Annotated in this window: 21 protein-coding genes and 1 pseudogene; 10 read left to right on the forward strand and 12 right to left on the reverse strand. The window is 61.6% G+C overall.

What is annotated here, in order from left to right:
- Positions 1 to 145: 145 nt before the first annotated feature.
- On the reverse strand, positions 146 to 1,522 hold the full coding sequence (locus tag G3M63_RS07795; protein WP_163982469.1) for a sensor histidine kinase: 1,377 nt from the start codon (positions 1,520 to 1,522) through the stop codon (positions 146 to 148).
- Entirely contained in the window at positions 1,519 to 2,187 is a 669-nt protein-coding gene (locus G3M63_RS07800) for a response regulator (protein WP_150301281.1), read from the reverse strand. The genes G3M63_RS07795 and G3M63_RS07800 overlap by 4 nt, the downstream gene beginning before the upstream one ends.
- Positions 2,188 to 2,363: 176 nt before the next feature.
- Between G3M63_RS07800 and G3M63_RS07805 the strand changes: the two genes are divergently transcribed.
- From G3M63_RS07805 to G3M63_RS07825, 5 genes are all read left to right on the forward strand, one after another.
- Positions 2,364 to 3,638, forward strand: a complete 1,275-nt coding sequence (locus G3M63_RS07805) for an OprD family porin (protein WP_150301280.1) — start codon at positions 2,364 to 2,366, stop codon at positions 3,636 to 3,638.
- Positions 3,639 to 3,700: 62 nt separating this feature from the next.
- Positions 3,701 to 4,681, forward strand: coding sequence for a tripartite tricarboxylate transporter substrate binding protein (locus tag G3M63_RS07810; RefSeq protein ID WP_150301279.1), 981 nt, complete (start codon positions 3,701 to 3,703; stop codon positions 4,679 to 4,681).
- Positions 4,682 to 4,775: 94 nt separating this feature from the next.
- Positions 4,776 to 5,234 carry a tripartite tricarboxylate transporter TctB family protein gene (locus G3M63_RS07815; protein WP_163982470.1) on the forward strand — a complete coding sequence of 153 codons (459 nt, stop codon included), beginning with the start codon at positions 4,776 to 4,778 and terminating at the stop codon, positions 5,232 to 5,234.
- Positions 5,235 to 5,236: 2 nt separating this feature from the next.
- The gene (locus G3M63_RS07820; RefSeq protein ID WP_150301277.1) at positions 5,237 to 6,748 is read left to right on the forward strand and encodes a tripartite tricarboxylate transporter permease; all 1,512 of its coding nucleotides are present in this window, start codon (positions 5,237 to 5,239) and stop codon (positions 6,746 to 6,748) included.
- Positions 6,738 to 7,784, forward strand: a complete 1,047-nt coding sequence (locus G3M63_RS07825; protein WP_150301276.1) for an AbrB family transcriptional regulator — start codon at positions 6,738 to 6,740, stop codon at positions 7,782 to 7,784. Before G3M63_RS07820 ends, G3M63_RS07825 begins: the two co-directional genes overlap by 11 nt.
- Positions 7,785 to 7,882: 98 nt before the next feature.
- On the opposite strand, the gene G3M63_RS07830 is transcribed toward G3M63_RS07825, so the two are convergent.
- Entirely contained in the window at positions 7,883 to 9,760 is a 1,878-nt protein-coding gene (locus tag G3M63_RS07830; protein WP_163982472.1) for a carboxylesterase/lipase family protein, read from the reverse strand.
- 266 nt (positions 9,761 to 10,026) lie between these two features.
- Here G3M63_RS07830 and G3M63_RS07835 point away from each other — a divergent pair, with 266 nt between their 5' ends.
- On the forward strand, positions 10,027 to 10,254 hold the full coding sequence (locus tag G3M63_RS07835) for a hypothetical protein (RefSeq protein ID WP_163982474.1): 228 nt from the start codon (positions 10,027 to 10,029) through the stop codon (positions 10,252 to 10,254).
- 91 nt (positions 10,255 to 10,345) lie between these two features.
- Here the strand turns inward: G3M63_RS07835 and G3M63_RS07840 are convergent, their stop codons facing one another.
- From G3M63_RS07840 to G3M63_RS07875, 8 genes are read right to left on the reverse strand one after another with little or no spacing between them, the layout of a single operon-like run.
- Complete coding sequence (locus G3M63_RS07840; protein WP_163982476.1) at positions 10,346 to 12,001, reverse strand: complex I subunit 5 family protein; 1,656 nt, start codon at positions 11,999 to 12,001, stop codon at positions 10,346 to 10,348.
- A complete protein-coding gene (locus G3M63_RS07845) occupies positions 11,998 to 13,509 on the reverse strand; it encodes a complex I subunit 5 family protein (RefSeq protein WP_163984215.1) in 1,512 nt (503 codons plus the stop codon). Before G3M63_RS07845 ends, G3M63_RS07840 begins: the two co-directional genes overlap by 4 nt.
- A gap of 2 nt (positions 13,510 to 13,511) precedes the next feature.
- On the reverse strand, positions 13,512 to 14,936 hold the full coding sequence (locus G3M63_RS07850; RefSeq protein ID WP_163982478.1) for a complex I subunit 5 family protein: 1,425 nt from the start codon (positions 14,934 to 14,936) through the stop codon (positions 13,512 to 13,514).
- Entirely contained in the window at positions 14,933 to 15,235 is a 303-nt protein-coding gene (locus G3M63_RS07855; protein WP_150301271.1) for an NADH-quinone oxidoreductase subunit K, read from the reverse strand. The genes G3M63_RS07850 and G3M63_RS07855 overlap by 4 nt, the downstream gene beginning before the upstream one ends.
- The gene (locus G3M63_RS07860) at positions 15,225 to 16,148 is read right to left on the reverse strand and encodes a hydrogenase subunit MbhD domain-containing protein (protein WP_256669980.1); all 924 of its coding nucleotides are present in this window, start codon (positions 16,146 to 16,148) and stop codon (positions 15,225 to 15,227) included. The genes G3M63_RS07855 and G3M63_RS07860 overlap by 11 nt, the downstream gene beginning before the upstream one ends.
- On the reverse strand, positions 16,129 to 16,455 hold the full coding sequence (locus tag G3M63_RS07865; protein ID WP_371923557.1) for a cation:proton antiporter: 327 nt from the start codon (positions 16,453 to 16,455) through the stop codon (positions 16,129 to 16,131). The genes G3M63_RS07860 and G3M63_RS07865 overlap by 20 nt, the downstream gene beginning before the upstream one ends.
- Positions 16,442 to 16,696, reverse strand: a complete 255-nt coding sequence (locus tag G3M63_RS07870) for a monovalent cation/H+ antiporter complex subunit F (RefSeq protein ID WP_163982480.1) — start codon at positions 16,694 to 16,696, stop codon at positions 16,442 to 16,444. Before G3M63_RS07870 ends, G3M63_RS07865 begins: the two co-directional genes overlap by 14 nt.
- Positions 16,693 to 17,184, reverse strand: a complete 492-nt coding sequence (locus G3M63_RS07875) for a Na+/H+ antiporter subunit E (protein ID WP_256669981.1) — start codon at positions 17,182 to 17,184, stop codon at positions 16,693 to 16,695. Before G3M63_RS07875 ends, G3M63_RS07870 begins: the two co-directional genes overlap by 4 nt.
- Positions 17,185 to 17,376: 192 nt before the next feature.
- Between G3M63_RS07875 and G3M63_RS07880 the strand changes: the two genes are divergently transcribed.
- From G3M63_RS07880 to G3M63_RS07895, 4 genes and pseudogenes are all read left to right on the forward strand, one after another.
- Positions 17,377 to 18,621, forward strand: a complete 1,245-nt coding sequence (locus tag G3M63_RS07880) for an FAD-binding oxidoreductase (protein ID WP_163982483.1) — start codon at positions 17,377 to 17,379, stop codon at positions 18,619 to 18,621.
- Positions 18,622 to 18,741: 120 nt separating this feature from the next.
- Positions 18,742 to 19,368, forward strand: coding sequence for a glutathione S-transferase family protein (locus G3M63_RS07885; RefSeq protein ID WP_163982485.1), 627 nt, complete (start codon positions 18,742 to 18,744; stop codon positions 19,366 to 19,368).
- Positions 19,369 to 19,457: 89 nt separating this feature from the next.
- Positions 19,458 to 19,735: pseudogene (locus G3M63_RS07890) on the forward strand (type II toxin-antitoxin system RelE/ParE family toxin).
- Entirely contained in the window at positions 19,735 to 20,028 is a 294-nt protein-coding gene (locus G3M63_RS07895) for a HigA family addiction module antitoxin (protein ID WP_150301265.1), read from the forward strand. The pseudogene G3M63_RS07890 and the gene G3M63_RS07895 overlap by 1 nt, the downstream one beginning before the upstream one ends.
- A gap of 92 nt (positions 20,029 to 20,120) precedes the next feature.
- On the opposite strand, the gene G3M63_RS07900 is transcribed toward G3M63_RS07895, so the two are convergent.
- Entirely contained in the window at positions 20,121 to 20,489 is a 369-nt protein-coding gene (locus G3M63_RS07900; RefSeq protein WP_150301264.1) for a hypothetical protein, read from the reverse strand.
- Positions 20,490 to 20,782: the final 293 nt, after the last annotated feature.

The following is a 20,782-nucleotide window of genomic DNA, read 5'->3' on the forward strand; positions in this document are numbered from 1 at the left end:
TTAGGTGTTTGAAGCTGGGCGCGGAGTGTAAGGAATGAAGCTTTCATGAACCTGACATGAATTTGAGGGACTGGAGAACAGCTGACCGCGCGCGGCGCGCGCCTGCTTTTGTTGCTAGCTGAACTGAAACTGGGCTCGGTGCGGCTCAGCTGGCAAAGCTGATCCGCACCAACAAGCCGCCTGTGCTGGCCTCGTGCAGGCTGATTTCGGCGCGATGGGCGCGCACTATCTCGCCAACGATCGACAAGCCCAGCCCGCTGCCGGCACTGCTCTGATGGTAAAAACGCTCGAATACCCGAGCACGCTCTTCCGGCGGAATGCCGGGGCCGCTGTCTTCCACTTCCAGCAGTTGACCGGCGCGCAACCGCAGGATGATCTGGCCACCTGGCGGCGTATGCTGCAGGGCATTGTCGATCAGATTGCCGAGCAGTTCCTGCAGCAATGTCGGCTCGCCCCAGACCGCAAATTCGGCTTCTACTTCCAGCGCCAGCGCCACTGCCTGGCTGTGCGCCAAAGGTGCCATGGCCATGGCCAGCTCCTGCACTAGTGGTGCCATCGGCACCTGCTCGGCGCTGCCTTCTGCCACAGCCCGCGCACCGCGCTCGATACGCGCCATTGACAGCAGCCGGTTGGCCAGCTGAATGGTGCGATCAGTGCTGTGCTGCGCCTCGTGCAAGGCCTGGTGCCAGTCCGCCGAGCGCTCGCTGCGCAGCCCCAATTCAATACGTGCCTTGAGCGCCGCCAGTGGTGTGCGCAACTCATGCGAGGCCTCGGCAATGAAATCGCGCTGCCGCTCGAAGTTCTCCTTCAGTCGGCCAGTAAAGTGATTGATTGCCTCGACCAACGGCACGACCTCCCGTTGCAGGCCGCCGGTGCTGATCGGCCGCAGATCATCGCTGCGTCGCTCGGCCACCTCGTTGCGCAAGCGCTGCAACGGGCGCAACGCTGCGGTAATGGCCAACCAGGCCAGCAGTAGCGAGCTGGCTGCCAGCACACTCAGGTTGGTTAGCGACTGGCGCAGCAGGTCGCGCGCCATGCGCTCGCGGGCCTCCAGCGTTTCCGCTACGCGGATCTCTGCCATGCCCTGGGTGCTGGCGCCGCTGATCGGCTGCAACAGGCTGACCAGTCGCACACCCACGTTGCGGTATTCGTCATCATAGAAGCGTGCCAGCGCCGGGTAGTCGTCCGTCATGGCGATACTGTCGTCGGCCGCTGGCAGATCTTCGTAGCCGGATATCGAGCGACCCTGCATGTCGAGCACCTGGTAGTAGAGGCGACCGGTGATGTCGTAGGCGAAGTTGTCGAGCGCTATATAGGGCACTTCCACCGAGAGCTCGCCTGCATCGTTGTACAAACGTTCGGCAATGGTGCGGGCGGAGGAGAGCAACGAGCGGTCGTAGGCGGTATCGGCGGCGCGACGCGCATTGAGGTAGGAGGCCGTGCTGCCCAGCACCAGCAGCAACGAGAGCACCAGCGCCAACCGCAGTAGTAGGCGGCCACGCAGGCTGCCAGCAGCTTTCATTCCTGGGTTTCCAGCAGATAGCCCAGCCCGCGGAAGGTGACGATGCGCACGCCGCTGCCTTCCAGCTTGCGGCGCAGGCGTGAGATGTAGATTTCAATCGCCTCGGGGTTGGCGTCCTGATCCAGCCCGAATACCTTGCCAGCCAGCTGTTCCTTGCTCATCAGCCGACCGGGACGGGCGATCAGGTTTTCCAGCACGGCCTGCTCGCGTGAGGGCAGTGGTAGCGACTGCCCAGAGAGGCTGAAGCGTCGATCGTTCAGGTCATAAATCAGGTCGCCACACTGCTGCTGGCGTTCACCGCCCATCAGGCTGCGGCGCAGCAGCGCATTAACGCGGGCTTCCAGCTCGCTCAGCTCAAAGGGTTTGGCGAGATAATCATCGGCGCCCAGATTCAGCCCACGCACCCGGTCGGCTACTTCGCTACGTGCAGTGAGCATCAATACCGCCAGCGTCTGGCCGCGCTCGCGCAGTTTGCGTAGCACCTCGAATCCATCCTGGCGGGGCAGGCCCACATCCAGGATCGCCAGGGCGTAATCCTCGCTGCGCAGGGCCAGGTCGGCGGCCACGCCGTCGTGCAGGCTATCTACCGTCCAACCCGCGCTCTTGAGTGCGCGAGCCAGGCTGTCAGCCAGTTCAGAGTCGTCTTCTACTAGCAGGATTCGCACTGCCGCTCTCTCTTGCAAAAGTTCCGTTGGGTTCAGTGTACACCGCCGGTCAGCGGCCGCCATCGCGCGACTGCCGGCGGAAAGCATGAAAGGTTGCTGAAAGGTTGACGCACTAGCATCGCTCGACGATCACGCACCAACCGCCACAAACACAAAAAAAATAACGGAGTATCCGTATGACTGTACCTACGTGTCGGCGCCGCCATTTCTCTTGCCCGCTGCTCGCTACTGGCCTCGCCACTGGCACGCTGTTGCTGGCGCCTTTCGCCCAGGCCGAGGGTTTTGTCGAAGACAGCAGCGCCGAGCTGAGCACCAGTAATATCTACTTCAACCGTGACTTCCGCGAAGGCGATGGCCAATCCAAGCGCGAGGAGTGGGCCCAGGGTTTTATTCTGCACGTCAACTCCGGCTTCACCCCAGGCACCGTCGGTTTTGGCCTGGACGCAGAGGCGATGCTTGGCCTGAAGCTTGATTCCAGCCCGGATCGCACCGGCACCGGCCTGCTGCCCACCCATGATGACGGCCGCGCCGCCGACGAATACAGCCAACTGAATCTGACCGCCAAAGCGCGCATTTCCGAGTCGCAACTACGGGTCGGCAGTCTGCTGCCCAAGCTACCGACGCTGAACCCGAACACCAGCCGCATTCTGCCGCAGACCTTCGAAGGCGGCATGGCGACGATCAATGAATTCGACGACCTGAGCATCAGCCTTGGCCGCCTGACCAAGGCCAAGGACCGCAACTCCACTGACGCCCAGGACATCACCTCGAACAACAAGAACCAGCGTTTCGGCGGCTCGTTCGAGGCAGACCATTTTGATTGGGTTGGGTTGGACTACACGTTCATACCCAGCCTGGCGGGCAGTTATCATCTGGCACAACTGGATGATATCTACCGCCAACATTTTATTGGCTTGACCCACCGGTTGGCACTGGGCGAGGGCAGCCTGAAGTCTGAGCTGCGCGTGTCCGTTTCCGAGGAGCAGGGCGCCGCCCAGGCTGGCGATATCGATAACCAGGCCTGGCAGGGTCTGTTCAGCTATGCCATCAACGGCCATCGCTTCGGTTTCAATCTGCAGAAAATGCGCGGGGACAACGCCTTCCCGTATATCGACGGCAGCAATCCCTACCTGGCCAACTTCGTGCAGATCAACGACTTTGCCGAAGCCGGTCAGCGTTCAGCGCAAGTCCGTTATGACTACAACTTTGCCGATCAGGGCCTGCCCGGCTTGAGCTTTATGAGCCGTTACACCAAGGGCGATCAAGCTGAACTGGTCGCCGGTGGTGAAGGCTCGGACTGGGAACGCGATACCGAACTGCAATATGTCATTCAGCACGGACCGCTGGAGAACCTGGGTCTGCGCTGGCGCAACGCGTCTTATCGTTCCAGCTATGCCCGTGATGTGGATGAGAACCGTCTGATTGTCAGCTACAGCCTGCCAATCTGGTAAGCAGCAGTCCTGCGAATCACTGCGGCGATATCGCCTAAAATAAGAAACAAGAGGAACCACCCATGAAATCAGCTCTGTGTTCATCCTTGCTGGCCATTGCCTGCCTTGGCATTGCCACCTACACACTGGCCGACGAGCCAAGCCGGCCCGAGTGCATTGCTCCGGCTTCGCCCGGCGGCGGTTTCGACCTGACCTGCAAACTGGCGCAGAGCGCGCTGCTGGATAGCGAGAAGATCAGCCGTCCGATGCGGGTGACCTACATGCCCGGCGGTATTGGCGCTGTAGCCTATAACGCGGTGGTCGCCCAGCGCGCTTCGGAAGGCGGCACCATTACCGCGTTTTCCAGCGGCTCGCTGCTCAATCTGGCCCAGGGCAAGTTTGGCCGCTTTGATGAGAACGCCGTGAAATGGCTGGCGGCGGTTGGTTCCAGCTACGGCGCCATCGCCGTGCGCGCCGATTCCGAGTTGAAAACCCTGGATGATCTGATTGCAGCAATCAAGAAAGACCCCTCCAAGGTCGTGATTGGCTCCGGCGGCACCGTTGGCAGCCAGGACTGGATGCAGACAGCGCTGGTTGCGCGCACTGCCGGCATTGATCCACGCAAACTGCGTTATGTCGCCATGGAAGGGGGTGGTGAGCTGGCCACCTCATTGCTGGGCGGTCACATCCACGTTGCCAGCACGGATATCTCCGACTCCATACCGCACATTGAAAGCGGTGGCATCCGCATCCTCGCGGTGCTGTCCGATGAGCGCCTGCCGGGTGATTCGGTTGCCGATATCCCCACTGCCAAAGAGCAGGGCTACGATGTCAGCTGGCCGGTGATTCGCGGTTTCTATATGGGTCCGGACGTCAGCGATGAAGACTATGCCTGGTGGAAAGGCACCTTCGAAGAGATTCTCGCTTCCGAGGATTACGCCACCTTGCGCGAACAGCGCGAGCTCTTTCCCTTCTCCATGACCGGGGACGAGCTGGATACCTACGTCAAGCAACAGGTCGCCGATTACAAGCAACTGGCTTCCGAGTTTGGGCTGACGCAATAACCCGAGCGCTATGCAACCCGTTAGCTTCATTCAGTAATCCGACCCTGACGGCCGGTGGCGCAACGCCCCGGCCTGTACCCGCGAGGACTCCATCATGTTGTATCACCGCCTGTTTGCGGCGTGCCTGCTATTTGCCTGCGTCGGCCTTGGCCTGACCGCCTGGGGTTATCACGCGCCCTATTCCTACGAACCTGTTGGACCAAGGGCCTACCCGTTGATGCTGCTTGTTCTGCTTGGTGCCGGCGCGCTGTTACTGGTCTGCAAGCCACGCCTGGAAACCGGCGATGAGGCTGAACCCAGGATAGTCCCGGCAATGCTGCGCAAAACCCTTATCTGTCTGGCGTTGATGCTGGCGCTGGCTGCGTTGTTTGAGCGGGTCGGTTTCATCGTCACCGCGACACTGTTTGGCTTCGGTATGGCGCGCTTGTTCGGGGGCCGCTGGCTGCCCAGCGCAATCCTCGCCGTGGTACTGGGCATCGGCCTGTACTTTCTGTTTGACCGCATTCTTGACGTGCCGCTGCCCATGGGTGTGCTGGCCGTACTGGAGAACTGATCATGGATACGCTGCAATATCTGGGACAGGGTTTCGGCGTTGCGCTGAGCCCGAACAATCTGGTGACCGCGCTGGCGGGCACCACAATCGGCACTATCGTCGGCCTGCTGCCGGGGCTGGGCCCGATCAACGGCGTCGCACTGCTGATTCCGGTCGCCTTCGCCCTGGGCCTGCCGCCGGAAACCGCGCTGATTCTGCTCGCCTCGGTTTATCTGGGTTGTGAGTACGGCGGACGCATTTCCTCGATTCTGCTGAACATTCCCGGTGAAGCGTCAGCAGTAATGACCACGCTCGACGGTTACCCGCTGGCCCGCCAGGGCAAGGGCGGCATTGCCCTGTCCATCTCGGCCTGGAGCTCCTTTATTGGCGGCATGATTGCCACCGTCGGGGTGGTCGCCTTCGCGCCATTGCTGGCCGGCTGGGCGGTGTCCTTCGGCCCGGCCGAGTATTTCATGCTGATGGTTTTTGCGATTGTCTGCCTGGCCGGTATGGCTGGCGACAAGCCGGTGAAGACGGCGGTAGCGGTGCTGATGGGGCTGATGCTCTCGTGCGTGGGTATTGACGCCAACAGCGGCGTGTATCGCTTTACCTTCGGTAGCCTGGGATTGTCCGACGGCATCCAGTTTGTCGTGCTGGTCCTGGGCCTGTTCAGCATCAGTGAGATCCTCATGCTCCTGGAGCGCACCCACCATGGCCAGACGGCAGTCCGCGCCAGCGGGCGCATGCTGTTCAACTTCAAGGAAGGCGCCTCGGTCTTCGGCACCAACATTCGCAGCGGGCTGCTTGGCTTCATTTTCGGCATTTTGCCCGGTGCTGGTGCGACCCTGGCCAGCGCTGTGGCTTATATGTCGGAGAAGCGCATGGCCGGTGCCAGCGGCCGCTTTGGCGACGGTGATCTGCGCGGCCTGGCCGCCCCGGAAACCGCCAACAGTGCCTCGGCCTGCGGTTCCATGGTGCCGATGCTGACGCTGGGTATTCCCGGCTCCGGCACTACGGCGGTGATGCTTGGCGCGTTGACGCTGTACAACATCACCCCCGGGCCGCTGTTGTTCCAGAACCAGCCGGAAATCGTCTGGGGTCTGATTGCCTCGCTGTTTGTGGCTAACGTTATCCTGATCGTCATGAACATTCCGATGATCAACGTGTTTACCCGCATCCTCTCGGTGCCGAACTGGACGCTGGTGCCGGCGATCGCCATCATCACCTCGATCGGTGTGTATGCGGTGCATGCCACAACCTTCGATCTGTTCCTGATGATTGCCATCGGCGTGTTCGGCTACATTCTGCGCAAGCTGGACTTTCCGCTCTCGGCACTGCTGCTGGGCTTCATCCTGGGCGGGATGATGGAAAGCAACCTGCGTCGCGCACTGTCCATCTCTGATGGTGACCTGGGTATTCTGTGGAACAGCCCGATCACGCTGGGTCTCTGGGTACTGGTGGCATTCATGGTTGCCCTGCCGTTCTGGCGCGCATACCGCGGCCGTCGCGCATTGCCCTTGCCGGATGCCGCATAACGCAGCATGGCTGGGCCAGGCGCGGCTCTGGTCCACGCCCCTGGTTGGCTTGATTGGCGGCTGGCTGGCCAGTCTGGCTGACTGGCCGCTACCCTGGATGATCGGCTCGTTACTCGCGGTCATTCTGGTGCGCTGCAGCGGGTGGATGCTGGTAGAACTGCCCGGCGGTCGTCAGACCGGGCAGTGGATTGTCGCCAGCGCTATTGGCCTGCATTTCACCGCCCCGGTATTCGAACAGATCCTCGGTCATTGGTGGGTTATCGTTCTCGGTGCCTGCATCACCGTAATGCTCTGTGTGATCGGCATTGGCGTGCTTCGGCGCAGCGGCGTGGACCGCGCCACTGCCTACTTCGCCAGCCTGCCCGGCGGCGCCAGTGAAATGGTCGTCCTTGCCCTGCGGCATCAAGCCGAGCCGGCCAAGGTCGCCGCCGCCCACAGCCTGCGGCTGTTGATGGTGGTACTGATCATCCCAGCACTGTTTACCTTTGCCTTGCCGGAAACCCCCGCACCGGAACCAGCCAGCACCCACTGGGGCTGGCTGGCGCTGTTGATGCCCCTGGGCGCCGGGTTGGCAATGATCTGGCGCCGGTTCGGCCAGCCCAACCCCTGGATGCTTGGCCCGCTGACCGCCTGTGGCGTCGCAAGCGTAGGCTTTGATCTGGACATCGCCTTGCCGCCAGGCGGTGGTGAGCTCGGTCAGTGGCTGATCGGCTGCGCGCTGGGCTGCCATTTCGATCGCAAGTTCTTCCGCAGTGCGCCAGCCTTCATGCTCAGAGTTGTACTCTTTACCCTGATGGCGATGCTTGTAGCGGCGCTTGGTGCGGAAGTACTCAGCTGGTTTGCCGAGGTCGATGACATTAGCCTGATGCTGGGCATGATGCCGGGAGGGATCACCGAGCTGTGCCTGACCGCCGAAGCACTGCAACTGTCCGTGGCACTGGTTACCGCTTTGCAGGTGCTGCGGCTGTTTCTGGTGATGTTTCTCGCCGAGCCGATGTTTCTGTTGTGGCAGCGATTTAGTCCGCAAAGCGTTTAATGAATGGCTGATATTGGGCTTCGTTGTATTAGGCCCGCAAGAGAGCTTCCCGAGCTGTTCTTACATAGCCGGGGAAGCTCCGCTCTCGCCACGGGTAATTAGGGGGTGGAATAATTCGCGGATTGACCAAAGATGACCGGCAGTGTGCCTGCTGCAGTGGGCGTCAAACCGGCATCCAGCAGAGCGGCATTCCAGGCGGCATTCACGCCCGCCAGGGTTAGCTCTTCGGTCGACATCCTGACCTCGGCTTCTGTATTGGTTGCATCAAACACGATGATCTTGTTCTCGGCGGCAGGCGTCCAGCGGTTCCATTCAGGTTGTGCTTCGCTCTGGCTGCCGTTGGGATCGCCGTTTCGGGCAAAGTCCGCCAGGTAGTTCATCATGGTTTTCTGCAAGGCTACGCGGCCGGGTTCGTTCTGCTCGGTAAAGGGCAACTCGAACAGGCCTTCGCCCGTACCGAAGAAGAACGAGATGTCCGCCGCATGCCCTGCGCCATAGATGAAGTTGAAGGGCTCGGGACCGGACTGGGTGCCCCAGCGGAAGTCATAGGCGTAGGTAGCTGGCTGATGCTGGCTGATCAGGCGGGCCAGCTCGTCTACGTATTTAGCCCGCCAGGCGCGCCCGCCGTGATACCCGGTGATTTCATAGGTATCCTTGTCCTTCTGGGTAGGCAGTACCTCATCCAGAGTCTGAGTTCCTTCGAACGCAACATCCAGCAGGTCCAGCCAGGTTTTGTCCGGTGGCGAGGGGACGTCAGGCAACGCGCTTTTTACGGCGGCGCCGTAGAGTGGCATGAACGACTTCTGCTCGTACTCGTTGGCGCCCAGGATCAGCGGCACATTGTTGAAATCGCCACTGGTAAAGCGCGGTATCCAGCCGCCGGCGGGGATCACCGTGCCGTCTTCGATGGCGCCATAGGCACTGAGTGAACTGTAGTTGACGACAGCCTGATATAGATCCCTGCCTTCGGCCGCGCGCACGTAGTCACCCAGCGTGCCGGCGGCCTCCATATCTTCGCGCATTTGCCCGGCCTGCTCGGCGGTGATAGGGGCGTCCGGGGTCTTGCGGTCTTCCCGCAGGCGAATAAGCCACTCGATATGCGCATTGGCTGAGGTGCGTGCTGCGGCGGGGCTGCGGGTATTCATTGATCCGCTCTGTGCCATGGCTCGGTGAAAGAGCCCGGCTGCCTCCGGTGAGGTCATCAGGTTCAGTACGTTGTGTCCACCAGCGGATTCGCCAGTGATGGTGACGTTATCCGGATCGCCACCGAAATCGGCGATATTTGCCTGCACCCATTCCAGTGCTCGAATGGTATCCAGTGTGCCGAAGTTGCCAGAGTCGGAAAGGGGGTCGGAACCGCCGGTCTGCACGTCGGGATGGAAGAACCAGCCCAACGGACCAAGCCGGTATTGCACAACCACAACGATAACGTCCGAATGGTTGGCCAGGACGCTGCCGTCATACTGTTTGGCGGTTCCGAAATTGTTTGAGCCACCGTGGATCCAGACGTAAACAGGCAATGCTTCATCCTGGAAACCGCTGCGGTTGGGGCGATAAATGTCGACAGTCAGACAGTCCTCCTCGCCGACCATCTGTGATGTGCGCTGCCATTGAGTGGTGGTTTCCGCCTGCACGCATTCAGGGCCGCGCTCACGGGCATCCCGCGTACCACTCCAGTCTTGCGGCGGCTGCGGAGCCCGCCAGCGTAGCGCGTCGACCGGCGGTTGGGCGTAGGGAACGCCGTGCCAGATCAATGTATCGTCGGTGGTACGGCCGATAATTTCACCATTAGCGAGAGTCAACTGGGCGCGCTCGCTTGGTTCTTTTGGTTCGTTTGGCTCGTCCGACGAGCTACTGCTGCTGCCGTCCAGACAACCGGTTAGTAATAACGAACAGGCAGCCAGGGAAATGGCTGTAACCAGCAAATTGCGTTGCGGTGACACGGGACGGGCGTTACCCGGTATGTGGCTATACATCGAGCTTCTCCTGAATATTATTTTTATGAGGACAGAAGGCAAGGACAGTCCTTGTTGCGTAGTTTCAGAACGCCTCAATCAAGGTAGACGCGAATGTCGTTCTAGTAAGCCAGATAAGCGAGGCATATATAGCGACTGGTCGATTGGCTATTTCGCGTTGCTTTACTTAACCAGGGCGGGGCATCCTGAAGGCTTGTAAACAGCGGGCAATCACCGTCATAGTGCCCGCACTTGCCGGCACGGATCATCGCATCTGGGAGACGCCAATGGACCGCTACAAAAATCTGAGTGCAGATTCAGGTGTGCTTGCCTACGAACTCTCACCAGGCGCCATCGTTGTGCAATTCAACAACGGTTGGAACTACGAGTACACCGATCAAAGCGCTGGAGCGTCTGCCATTGCAACGATGCATCGTCTGGCGCGGGCGGGGAAAGGGCTCAGCGGTTTCATATCTGCCAATGTTCGAGACGCTTATGTACGCAAGTTTCGTTAGCGCATAACGCCCATCGGATCGGGTCGTCCAGGGTCCCATCAGCGGCCTGCGTCCCTTTCTTCCTTGAAGCAATTCAAACCATTACGTGAACTCAGCCAAACCAGCCAAGCATTAACAGCAGTCCGATGATCCAGGCGCTGAGGGCGACGGTGCCGGGTTGCCAGAGGCGATTCCACTGGCGTTCATAGCGACGCCAGCGTTCACTGTCCACATGGGGCTCGGTGCGCGGCAGGGGCGGGCGTTGTAGCAGGCGTTTCAGGCGAAGTGACGCGATCAGTGCCGGGTTGGGCAGGTGGGTCAGTGCCGGAGGGATTTTCCAATCCATTTTCATTACGAAAGCGGCGACGGCTGCGGCTGCCAGCACTGGCCATAGCGACGCCCAGATGGCGTACAGCGGCAGGCTATCCAGCATCGCCTGGCGCAGTGGCGGCCACAGCCAGGGCAGGGTGACCGGCATCAGGCATAGCAGCGCCCAGGGAATCACCTGGCCAGCGGGCGCAGCGGGTAGCGATTCACTCTGCCGCTGACTCACGCGCATCAGCCACAGGGCGCGCAGTACCAGCAGCGTGGTGCCGAGCGAGCCGGCAGTGAGCAGGGGCATCCAGTCCGCCACGGCGCTGGCATCGACGCCATCCTTGAGCAGCGCCTTGACCGCCGCGCCGCTGGTCAGCGGCAATCCGGCCAGGGCCAGCGCGGGCACAATCATCAGTAGCCAATGCACCGGGCCGAGCCGATTATGGGCACTGAGCCCGGCGCCCATGAACAGCGCGCCCTTGGCCAGGCCATGGTGTACGCCGTAAATAGCCAACAAGGTGGCGGCGGCCGTTCGGTATTCAGGCTGCTTCCAGGCCAGCGCGAGGATGACCAGCAGATAGCCCATCTGGCTGACCGAGGAATAGGCCAGCACGGATTTGGTCCGTGTCTGCAGCAATCCGAGCAGCACGCCAAAAAACGCGCTGAATGCGCCGAGTGCCAGCAGAGCGGTTGCCCAGCCTTGCAGTAGCGGATCTTCAGTCGGCAGGAACCGCCACAGTCCGAGTATGCCTGCCTTGAGCATCGCACCCGAGAGCACTGCACTGGCTGCTGCCGGAGCCGCAGGGTGAGCCAGCGGCAACCAGACGTGCAGGGGCCAGAAGCCGGCCTTGATGCCGAAGCCGACCAGCAATAGCGTGGCGGTCAGAGGGCTGGTCGGCGCGGTGTTCCAGGCGCTCAGGTCCAATGCGCCGCCGGCTTCGTGAATGCGCAGCAATATGCCGGCGTAGAGCAGCATCTCGCCAAGCACCGCCAGTTGCAGATAGAGTCTGCCTGCCTGGCGTGGCGCAGGGCCTCGCAAATGAACGACCAGACCGTAGGCGGACAGGCTCATCAGGGTAAAGCCGACATAGAAGCTGCCCGCATCCTGAGCAATGACGAGCAGCAGGTTGCCGGTCAGCGACAGCAGCCAGAAGATCCAGAATCGTTGTCGGCGGTTGTCGTCCTTCAGGTCGGCCACGGCGAACCGAGTGGAGCAGGCCCACAGTAGGGCAGTGAACCCGAGCCAGGCGCGACCGAGCTGATCATCCAGCGCCCATTCGGCGCCGGGCCAGAGAGCCGGGATTGCCAGCGCCTGCGGTGGCCACAGGCTGAACAGCACCGCCGGCAAACAGCTCAACCAGAGCCAGCCGCCGGCGTCGCGCGGACAGCGCCATACCAGCAGCAACGCCATCAGCGGCACGCCGGGGATCAGTAACCACCACAGCGGGCTCACAGGCCGAACTCCCGGTTGATGATCAGCTCACTCCAGGCCAGCGGACTGAAGCCGGTGCCGGCCAATATGCCGGCGAGCAATGCCAGCAGCGCAGTGAACAACACCGGTACCAGCAGCATCCAGTGCGTCTCGCCCAGGCCGGGCCGTCCGGTGCCAAGCGGGCGTTCGTCCGGCCATTCGGCTGGAGGGCGGCCAAACCAGCCGCGGTAGATCAGCGGCAGAAAATAGGCTGCATTCAGCAGGCCGGATATGACCAGTACCAGCAACACGCCGTCCCAGCCAACTTCCAGCGCGCCCAGGCCGAGATACCACTTGCTGATAAACCCGGCGGTAGGGGGTACGCCGATCATGCCCAGCGCGCCAAGGGTGAAGGCGGCCATGGTCAGCGGCATGCGCCGACCTACGCCGTCCAGCTCCCGGATGTGGTGTATGCCCAGGGTCTCGGCAAAATTACCGGCGCAATAGAACAGTGTCACCTTCATCAGGCCCTGGTGGACCAGATGTGCCAGGGCACCGACGGCGGCCATTGGTCCCATCAACGCGACGCCCAGGATGATGTACGACACCTGGCTGACCGTTGAGTAGGCCAGGCGTTTTTTCAGCTCCTGCTGTTGCAGCGCCTTGATCGAACCGTAAAGGATGGTCGCCGCTGCCAGCGCGAGTAGCGGTACATTCAGCCCCAGCGCCTGCACCGGTTCCACGCCGTAGACGTCATACACCACCCGCACGATGCCGAAGGCACCGGCCTTGACCACGGCCACCGCGTGCAGCAGGGCACTGACCGGTGCGGGGGCGACCATCGCCTGGGGCAGCCAGCCATGCAGCGGCACTAGCGCTGCCTTGACGCCGAGGCCGCCAATCATCAAGGCGAAGGCCAGGATGAGGCTGCTGCGGTGTTCGTCCAGCAAGGGCTGCAAATAGCCGCCGGGAACGAATTCAGGGCTGCCGGTCAGGCTGTGCAGCAGAGCCACGCCCATCAGCAGCAGGGCGCCGCCGCCCAGGGTATAGGTCAGATAGACGCGTCCGGCCCGCAATGCCTGGGGCGTGCCGCGGTGAACGACCAGCGGGAAGGTGGTCAGGGTGAGCAATTCGTAGAACAACAGAAAGGTCACCAGGTTGCCAGCCAGCGCCAGGCCGACAGTGGCGCTGACACACAGGCTGAAGTAGCCGAAGAACCGTGAGCGCAGCGGCGAGTCTTCGAGGTAGCCGATGGCATAGATGGTCGTGGCCAGCCAGAGTACCGAGGACAGGCTGACGAACTGCAGCGACAGTGCGTCGCCCTGCAAGACCAGGCCGCCGCCCGGCAGAAAGGGTACGGCGAAGCGGAATTCCATGCCGCGATCGACGCCCCAGAGCATCAGCCCGACCAGCGCGAGCTTGAGCAGCACCCCAGTCATATTGAGCAGCACGCGCAATCTGTTCTGGTCTTCGCGCAGAGCGAATATCAACAGGCCCGGTACCAGCGAGCTGAGCACGATGAATACTGGCAGCAGGCTGGACCAGTCAATGATCATGGACCGACCTCCGTCAGCCAGAGGATCAGTGGCTCGCTGTATAGCGCCATGCCCCAGACGACCAGTGCCGGTAACAGCGCCAGCCATTGCGCAAAGGCGTCAGGGTTGTAGTCGGGTGGATTCGGATCGGCGCGATCGAAGGCCAGGGCCACAACCCGGAAAACATAGGCAGCGCTGGCGAAAGTCCCCAGCAAGACGCCCAGTGCCCAGGGCCAGTGGGCGGGCTCCGCCAACAATGGTTGCAGCAGCACCCATTTGGCGACGAAGCCGCCGCTGGGCGGTAGACCGATCAGGCTGCCGCCGGCTACCGCAAAGGCGAACATGGCGATTGGCATGGTCTGGGTGGCGCCCTTTAGAGCAGACACCCGTTTACTGCCAAGGGTGGCCTGCATTTCTCCGGCGGCGAGGAATATCGACACTTTGGCCAGGCCGTGGGCCAGCACGAATAGCCACAGCGCCGCTGACAGTTCGCTGCGCTGCCAGTGCAGCAGCAACCCCAGAGCCAACAACGCGTAACCCAGCTGAGCGACGGTCGAATAGGCCACCAGGGTTTTCAGAAAGGGCGTACGCAGCGCCGCCCAGCCGCCCGCCAATAGCGCGACGATGCCCGCCAGTGCAAACAGCAGGCCCGCCGGTTGCGCCAGTTCGACCGGTGCGATGCGGCTCCACAGCAGCCAGAGGATGAATAGCGGACCCTTGACCACCAGCGCCGACAGCAGCGCGCTCACCGCCGTTGGTGCACTGGCATGGGCGGCAGGCAACCACAGGTGCAGCGGCCAGAGCGCAGCCTTGAGCATCAGGCCCAGGGTCATCAATAGCAGCGCCATACGCGTCGTGTGATTGACCTCGGTCATTGCCGCCAGCAACTCGATGTCGAGCACGCCGTAACGGCCGTAGAGCAGGGCGACGCCAAGCAGATAACAGAGCGAGGCGGCCAGGGACAACAGCAGATAGCGCAGCGCCGGGCCATGCGCCTTTGGCCCCGCAATGACGATCATGGCGACTGCCACCAGACCGAGCAGCTCCAGCGTTACGTACCAGTTGAATAGATCACGTGACAGCCACAGCGCCGCAAGGCTGGCATGCAGCAGGCATGACAACGGCCAGTAATCGGTGTCACGGGTCTGACTGTGGCGGCTGCGCTCGGCATATACGGCGACCAGCAGATGAACCAGCGCGGTGAAGGTCAACAGCAGGGCGCTCAGTGTATTCAGCTCGAAGCGGATGCCCAGTGGCGCGTCCCAGCCGCCGATAGCCAGCGTCCGGGTGCCATGGGTGACCACCTCGGACAACGCCAGTCCGGCAGCAATCAGGCTGAGCAGGCTGGCAACAATCACCCAGGCACCCGCCCGTGAGCGCAGAAAAAGCAACAGCAGCGCCGTGGCCAGCGGAATCAGCAGGCTTGCCAATGCCAGACTCATTCGCGCGGCTCCGGCGTGCCCGGTCGGGAGTGTTTGTTGGTGGCGATTGCCGCGGTCAGACGCAGGGCGAAGGCGGTAGCGCTTACGGCGACTACCAGTCCCGTCACGACCAGCGCGTGCAGTACCGGATCGCTCTGTTCGCTGCGACTGGCCAGGGCGACCATCACCATGAAGGTGCCGCTGCCCATGATGTTGATCGCCATGATCCGGCGGATACTATGGCGCAAGCGGAGCAGCCCGTGCAGCCCCATTAACCAGAGCACGATGCCCAGGCACAGGAAGATCAGGCTAGTGCTCATTGCCCAGCTCCTCCCGCTCGCCGATAACCAGCAGGCTCAGGCTGGCGGCAATCGACAACGTTGCCGCGACTTCGACCAGCAAAATCAACTTGCCGGACCACTGCGCAGGGTAAGTCAGCCAGCCACTGCCGAGCCAGGCGCTGGCCGCGGCAAGGCAGAGGAACACCGCGACGCCCATCAGCACCAACGCGCGCACCGGCCAGTGATCCCAGCGCAAGAGCGGCAGCAGACCGGCGAGGCGCAGCAGCACAATACCCGCCGCCAGCAGGGCGCCGGCCTGAAAGGCGCCGCCGGGTGCATGGCTGCCGCGCCAGAGCAAATAGCCCCCGATGATCACGCTCAGCGGCGCTAGGATACGACTCCAGGCGCGCAGCAACGTCCATGCTTGCGCCTGCTTGTAACCGGCGGGCCGCAGTTGGCGCACGCCGAGCACCGCCAATAGCAGAACAACCAGTTCCAGCAGGGTGTCCCAGGCGCGGAAGTTGAGCAGCACCGCTGTCACCGGATGGCTGACGCCGCTGGCGTCGAGATGGGTCTCGACCAGGCCGGGCAGAAATTGCGGTCCGTGTTCCAGGGGCAGCACGGCACGGATCAGCAGTATCAATACGAGAGCGCCGAGCAGTCCGGCAGTCAGCTCGTGGCCGGGCGCAGGACGTGGCGTTGACTCCGGTCCGATACGTGCCAGAGCGGCCAGCAACAGCACGCCCGTCAATCCCGCCCCGATGGCCGCCTCGGCCAATGCCAGGTCCGGCGCGCCAAGCCGGGCCCAGGTGATTGCCAGCAACAGGCCGAAGGCGATGAACATGACCACACCGGTATACAGATGGCGGACGTGCAAGGCGATGCCGGCGAGGATGAGCAGTAGCAGGCTCAGGGTGATGTCGAACACTAGCTCAACGGAGGGCATCGTCATCCTCATGCTCAGTAATCTGATCCTGGCCGCGCTGGTAGCGCGCGAGCAGTTGGCAGGCGGTAGTGCTCGACGCCATCACCAGCAGCCAGATGGCGAACATCACGCCGATTGCATGCCAGCTGTCAGCACGCAGACCCAGGCCGAGCGCGACCAGACCGAGGCCCAGCGTATCGGCTTTGGTCACGGCATGTAGCCGGCTGTAGATATCAGGGAAGCGCAACAATCCCAGCGTGCCGGCGACGAAGAAGAATCCTCCCAGCGCCAGTGCAATGCCGCTTAGCCAGTGGAGCGCATCAGTCATCTCCATTCGGCCTCCGCAGGAACTGCACCAGCGCGGCGGTCACCACCGCTGCCAGCAAGGCGAGTACCAGCGCCGCATCCAGCAATGCCGGCTGGGCTTGCCAGTGAGCCATCAGCATCAACAGCGCAGCGCCCGTAGTGCCGAACAGCTGGACAGCCAGCAGGCGATCGGCTCGGGTCGGACCATGGAACACACGCCAGAGGCCGGCGAGGATGCTCAGCAACAGGATGACAGCCAAAAGGATCATGCCGGGCCCTCGCCGAGCAGCCGCATCAACTGTTGCTCCAGGCGCGCCACACTTTCCAGCCATGGCTGCTTATGATCAAGCACATGCAAGGTCAGCCGGTCCGCTTCTATTACACCGGCCAGGGTGCCGGGCAACAAGCTGACGGCTGCGGCGAGCAGCAGGCGCGAACGCGGCCCGCGTGCCTTGAGAGGATAATTGACCCAGGCCGGATCAAGCGGCATGCGCGGTCGCAGCGCGCGGAGCGCGACATCCCAACCGCCGGCCAGCAGCGCGCGGAGGAAAAACAGTACAAAACCCGGCGCGGCGCGCAGGCGGAGGGTCCAGGCCGCGCTGCCGAGCCAGCATGACAACAGGGCTGCGCCCAAGACGCAGGGGGCGCCGATATACCAGCCTTTGCCCCCCGCAAGCAGCCACCATAGAACGGCATACAGCAACGACCAGAACAGCATGCGTCGTGACAGAAAACGATCCGTCCAGGTTTGAGACACAGTAACTCCCGTCATTCAGTTGGAGTCATGGTAGGTCAGCATCATGGGTCGCTCAATCAGGCATTGGCCACTGTTGCTTTCACGAAGGGCCAGGATTTGATATCGGTCAGGCGGCATGCAGTAAAGCCTTGCTAGACTCACTGGGATGGTAGTCCCGTTGAACTGGTTCCCCTGCACGGCGGAGAGAGGCTTATGTCACGCAATATCATCGTTCTTGGCGCCGGCATGGTTGGCGTTTCCGTAGCCTGGCATCTGGTGCGTCGTGGGCATTGCGTGACGCTGGTGGACCGTCGTGAGCCGGGCCGGGAGACCTCCTTTGGCAACGCCGGCATCATCCAGCGCGAAGCGGTGAGACCTTATGCGTTCCCTCGGGATTTCAATACGCTGCTGCGTGTTCTGCCCAACCACGAGGTGGATATCCGCTATCGACCATTCGGCATGCTGCATGCCGCCGGCCCCCTGTTTCAATACTGGATCAACTCCGGCGGGGCGCGCTACGAGCGCATCATCACTGAATGGGCCTCGTTGATCATGCGTTGCCAGGATGCCCACGAGCCGATGATCGAAGCCGCCGGAGCCGGCGAACTGGTTCGCAAGGGCGGCTGGCTGGAGCTGTACCGCACGCAAAGAGCGCTCAATGAGCGACTCGAGAAAGCGCGTATCGATCAGGGACGTTTCGGGGTGAAGTTTGACCTGCTGGATGCCGCCGCGCTGTATGCCATGGAGCCGCATCTGGGGAAGGGATTGATGGGTGCCATCCACTGGACCCAGCCCTGGATGGTATCGGACCCGGGCGGGCTGGTGCAGGCCTATGCGCGCAGTTTCGAGGCGCAGGGCGGTCGACTGGTGCAGGCCAGTGTCGAGGAGATTTGCCAGGAAAGCGCCGGCTGGCGCGTCGTGACCAGCGAAGAGACCGTCGAGGCAGAGCAGGTTGTGATTGCCATGGGGCCCTGGTCAGGCAAGGTACTCTCGGATATCGGTGTCCATGTGCCGCTGTTCGTTAAACGCGGCTACCACATGCATTACTCCACGGAGAAAGGCGCCAGCCTCAACCATTGGGTAATGGATGCAGAGAAGGGCTTTTTGCTTGAGCCGATGCGCGCCGGGATTCGCCTGACAACAGGGGCCGAGCTGGCGGATCTGGATTCGCCTCCGCAGTACCGACAGCTGGCAGCCGCTGAGCGGGCCGCGCGTGAGCTGTTCCCGCTAGGCAAAAGGCGCGACGCCGAACCCTGGAAGGGCGCACGTCCCTGCATGCCGGACATGAAACCGGTGATTGGCCCGGCGCCTGGCAAACAAGGGCTATGGCTGGCCTTCGGGCATGGTCATCAGGGTTTTACCCTGGGCCCAGCAACCGGAGAGCTGCTGGCGCAGATGATGGATGGCGAAGCGCCGGCGATCGATATGACGCCGTTCCGCGCGGATCGGTTTAACTAGAGGGTCGGCCGCGTGACCCTGCGAGGCCAAATCCTTTGTTGAGCGTGTCGATTTTGTGATGTCCCATTCGACCAGATCAGGAGCAACAAAAACTGATTTGCAAAGTGATGGGAGCTTCAGATGATCAAACTATACGGTACACCCCCGACCCGCCTGCTGCGCGTTACCTGGTTACTCAATGAGCTGGGTCTGGAATACGAGTCGCATCCGATTGACCTGATGAAAGGTGAGCAATTACAACCGGACTTTCTGGCGCTCAACCCTGCCGCCAAGGTCCCTGTGTTGGTTGACGGCAGCCTGGTGCTGACCGAATCGTCTGCCATACAGCTCTATCTGGCGGAAAAATATCCGGAGGCCGGTTTTATTCCGCAAGCGCTGGAAGACAGGGCCCAGATGTATCGATGGATTTTCTTCCTGGTAACCGAAATCGAGCAGCCGTTGTGGCGCATCACCCGTCAAACGTTCATCTATCCGGAGGAGAGGCGTACGCCCGGGGATGTGGAGATAGCTCGGGAGGAGTGCCTGGAAATGCTGGCGGTGCTGGAGCGGCATATGGCGGAGCGTGAATTCATCGTCGCCGACCGGCTTACCGTGGCCGACTTTAACGCCGCCTATACACTGGATTGGGCCAACGAAGAGAAGATGCTCGACAGCGCACCCAGGCTCAGCGCTTATCTGAAGACTATGTATTCCCGGCCCACGGCACCGCCGACAATTGCGGAGGCGTTTGCTGCGGGGGAGGGTTAGGGGCCGCGCGAGCCAGAGGCTGTAGGACCGTTTGCATTCTTGTACCCGAGTCCGTTGTTGCGTGGTGCGCAACACGCTAGCATCGCTCAATGATTAAATCATTCCGTCACAAGGGACTGAAACGGTTCTATTCGACTGGCAGCACAGCTGGGATACAGGCTGATCACGTCAAAACGCTTCGTATGCAGCTTGCCGCTCTTGATACTGCAACATCGGTGGATGATATGGACATTCCAGGATTCAGGCTCCATTCATGAAGGGCAAGGAAAAGGGACGTTGGTCGATATGGGTAAATGGAAATTGGCGGGTGACGTTCGAGTTTCGCGACGGCAACGCCTACGTACTTGACTATGAGGACTATCACTAATGGTTATGCATAATCCGCCACATCCGGGCGAATTTATCCAGCAGGTGTATCTTGAGTCTTTCGGCATTAGCGCTCGTCAGTTGGCCTCACATCTCGGGGTTTCACCTTCTACGCTGTCTCGGTTACTCAAAGGTGATAGTGGCATCAGTCCTGAGATGGCGTTGCGGCTCTCAAAAGTGCTTGGTCGGACGCCGGAAAGCTGGCTGGTGATGCAAGATATGTATGATCTATCGGTTGCTCGAGGTACGATCAATCTTGATGGCATTCACCCGCTGGATTTCGAGGCTGCTTGATCTGTAAACAAGGTTGTCCGGGCTGGGGGGCTCGGACAGGTGTTTGATGCCGGGCGCGCCTGGGCAGCAGCTGTTCCCAATCTCAGGGGAGCCTACCCACGGACGATTTGCCCGCGGTAGATCCGGACTGAGGCAGTGGCGCCATGGTCTGCGACAGTCAGCCTGGTCTGTCCCGGTTGCTCCATCGGATGCGTGTTGAGCCGTTCGCGCATGGTCGCGATCAGGCTTCTGCTGGCTGGGGTGGCCGCCTCGGTGCCTTGTTGGTACACCACCATTTCCGCCAGGCGCGCGCCAAGCTCTCTCACATCGTCCTCTTCGCAGGTAACGCTTAGGTCGATCAGATGCTCAACAGCATCCGGGTCGGCCAGGCTGACGGTCACGCCCGTGGCTTGTTTGAGGCGTCTTCGCAGGGCGATCATGCAGCCCAGGGTAGACCTGTCGAATTGTGCTTCGGCTATCATCAATCCTTGCCTCCGTTGAATCGTCCTGTGTTTGCATGGCGCGCATGGAGTGCAGACTCGACGACCGGCCAGGCGACAGATAGCCAAGCAGAATTTGTACCACTTCTCTGGAGTTCTCAAGTTCCGTGGGACGCAGCGGAGTCCGGTGTCGGTAATGGCAACCAGCGAGGTAAAAATGCGACTATCTGGCGCAGTGATGCACTGCTCCAGCGCAAGCATGCTCGGCCAGGCGTTGAACCAGTGGTAATAAGAGATGAGAGATATGGGCGGAGTGAGACGGGAAACGTACACGC

The organism is Pseudomonas sp. OIL-1 (genome assembly GCF_010669185.1).
GTDB lineage: Bacteria > Pseudomonadota > Gammaproteobacteria > Pseudomonadales > Pseudomonadaceae > Halopseudomonas > Halopseudomonas profundi.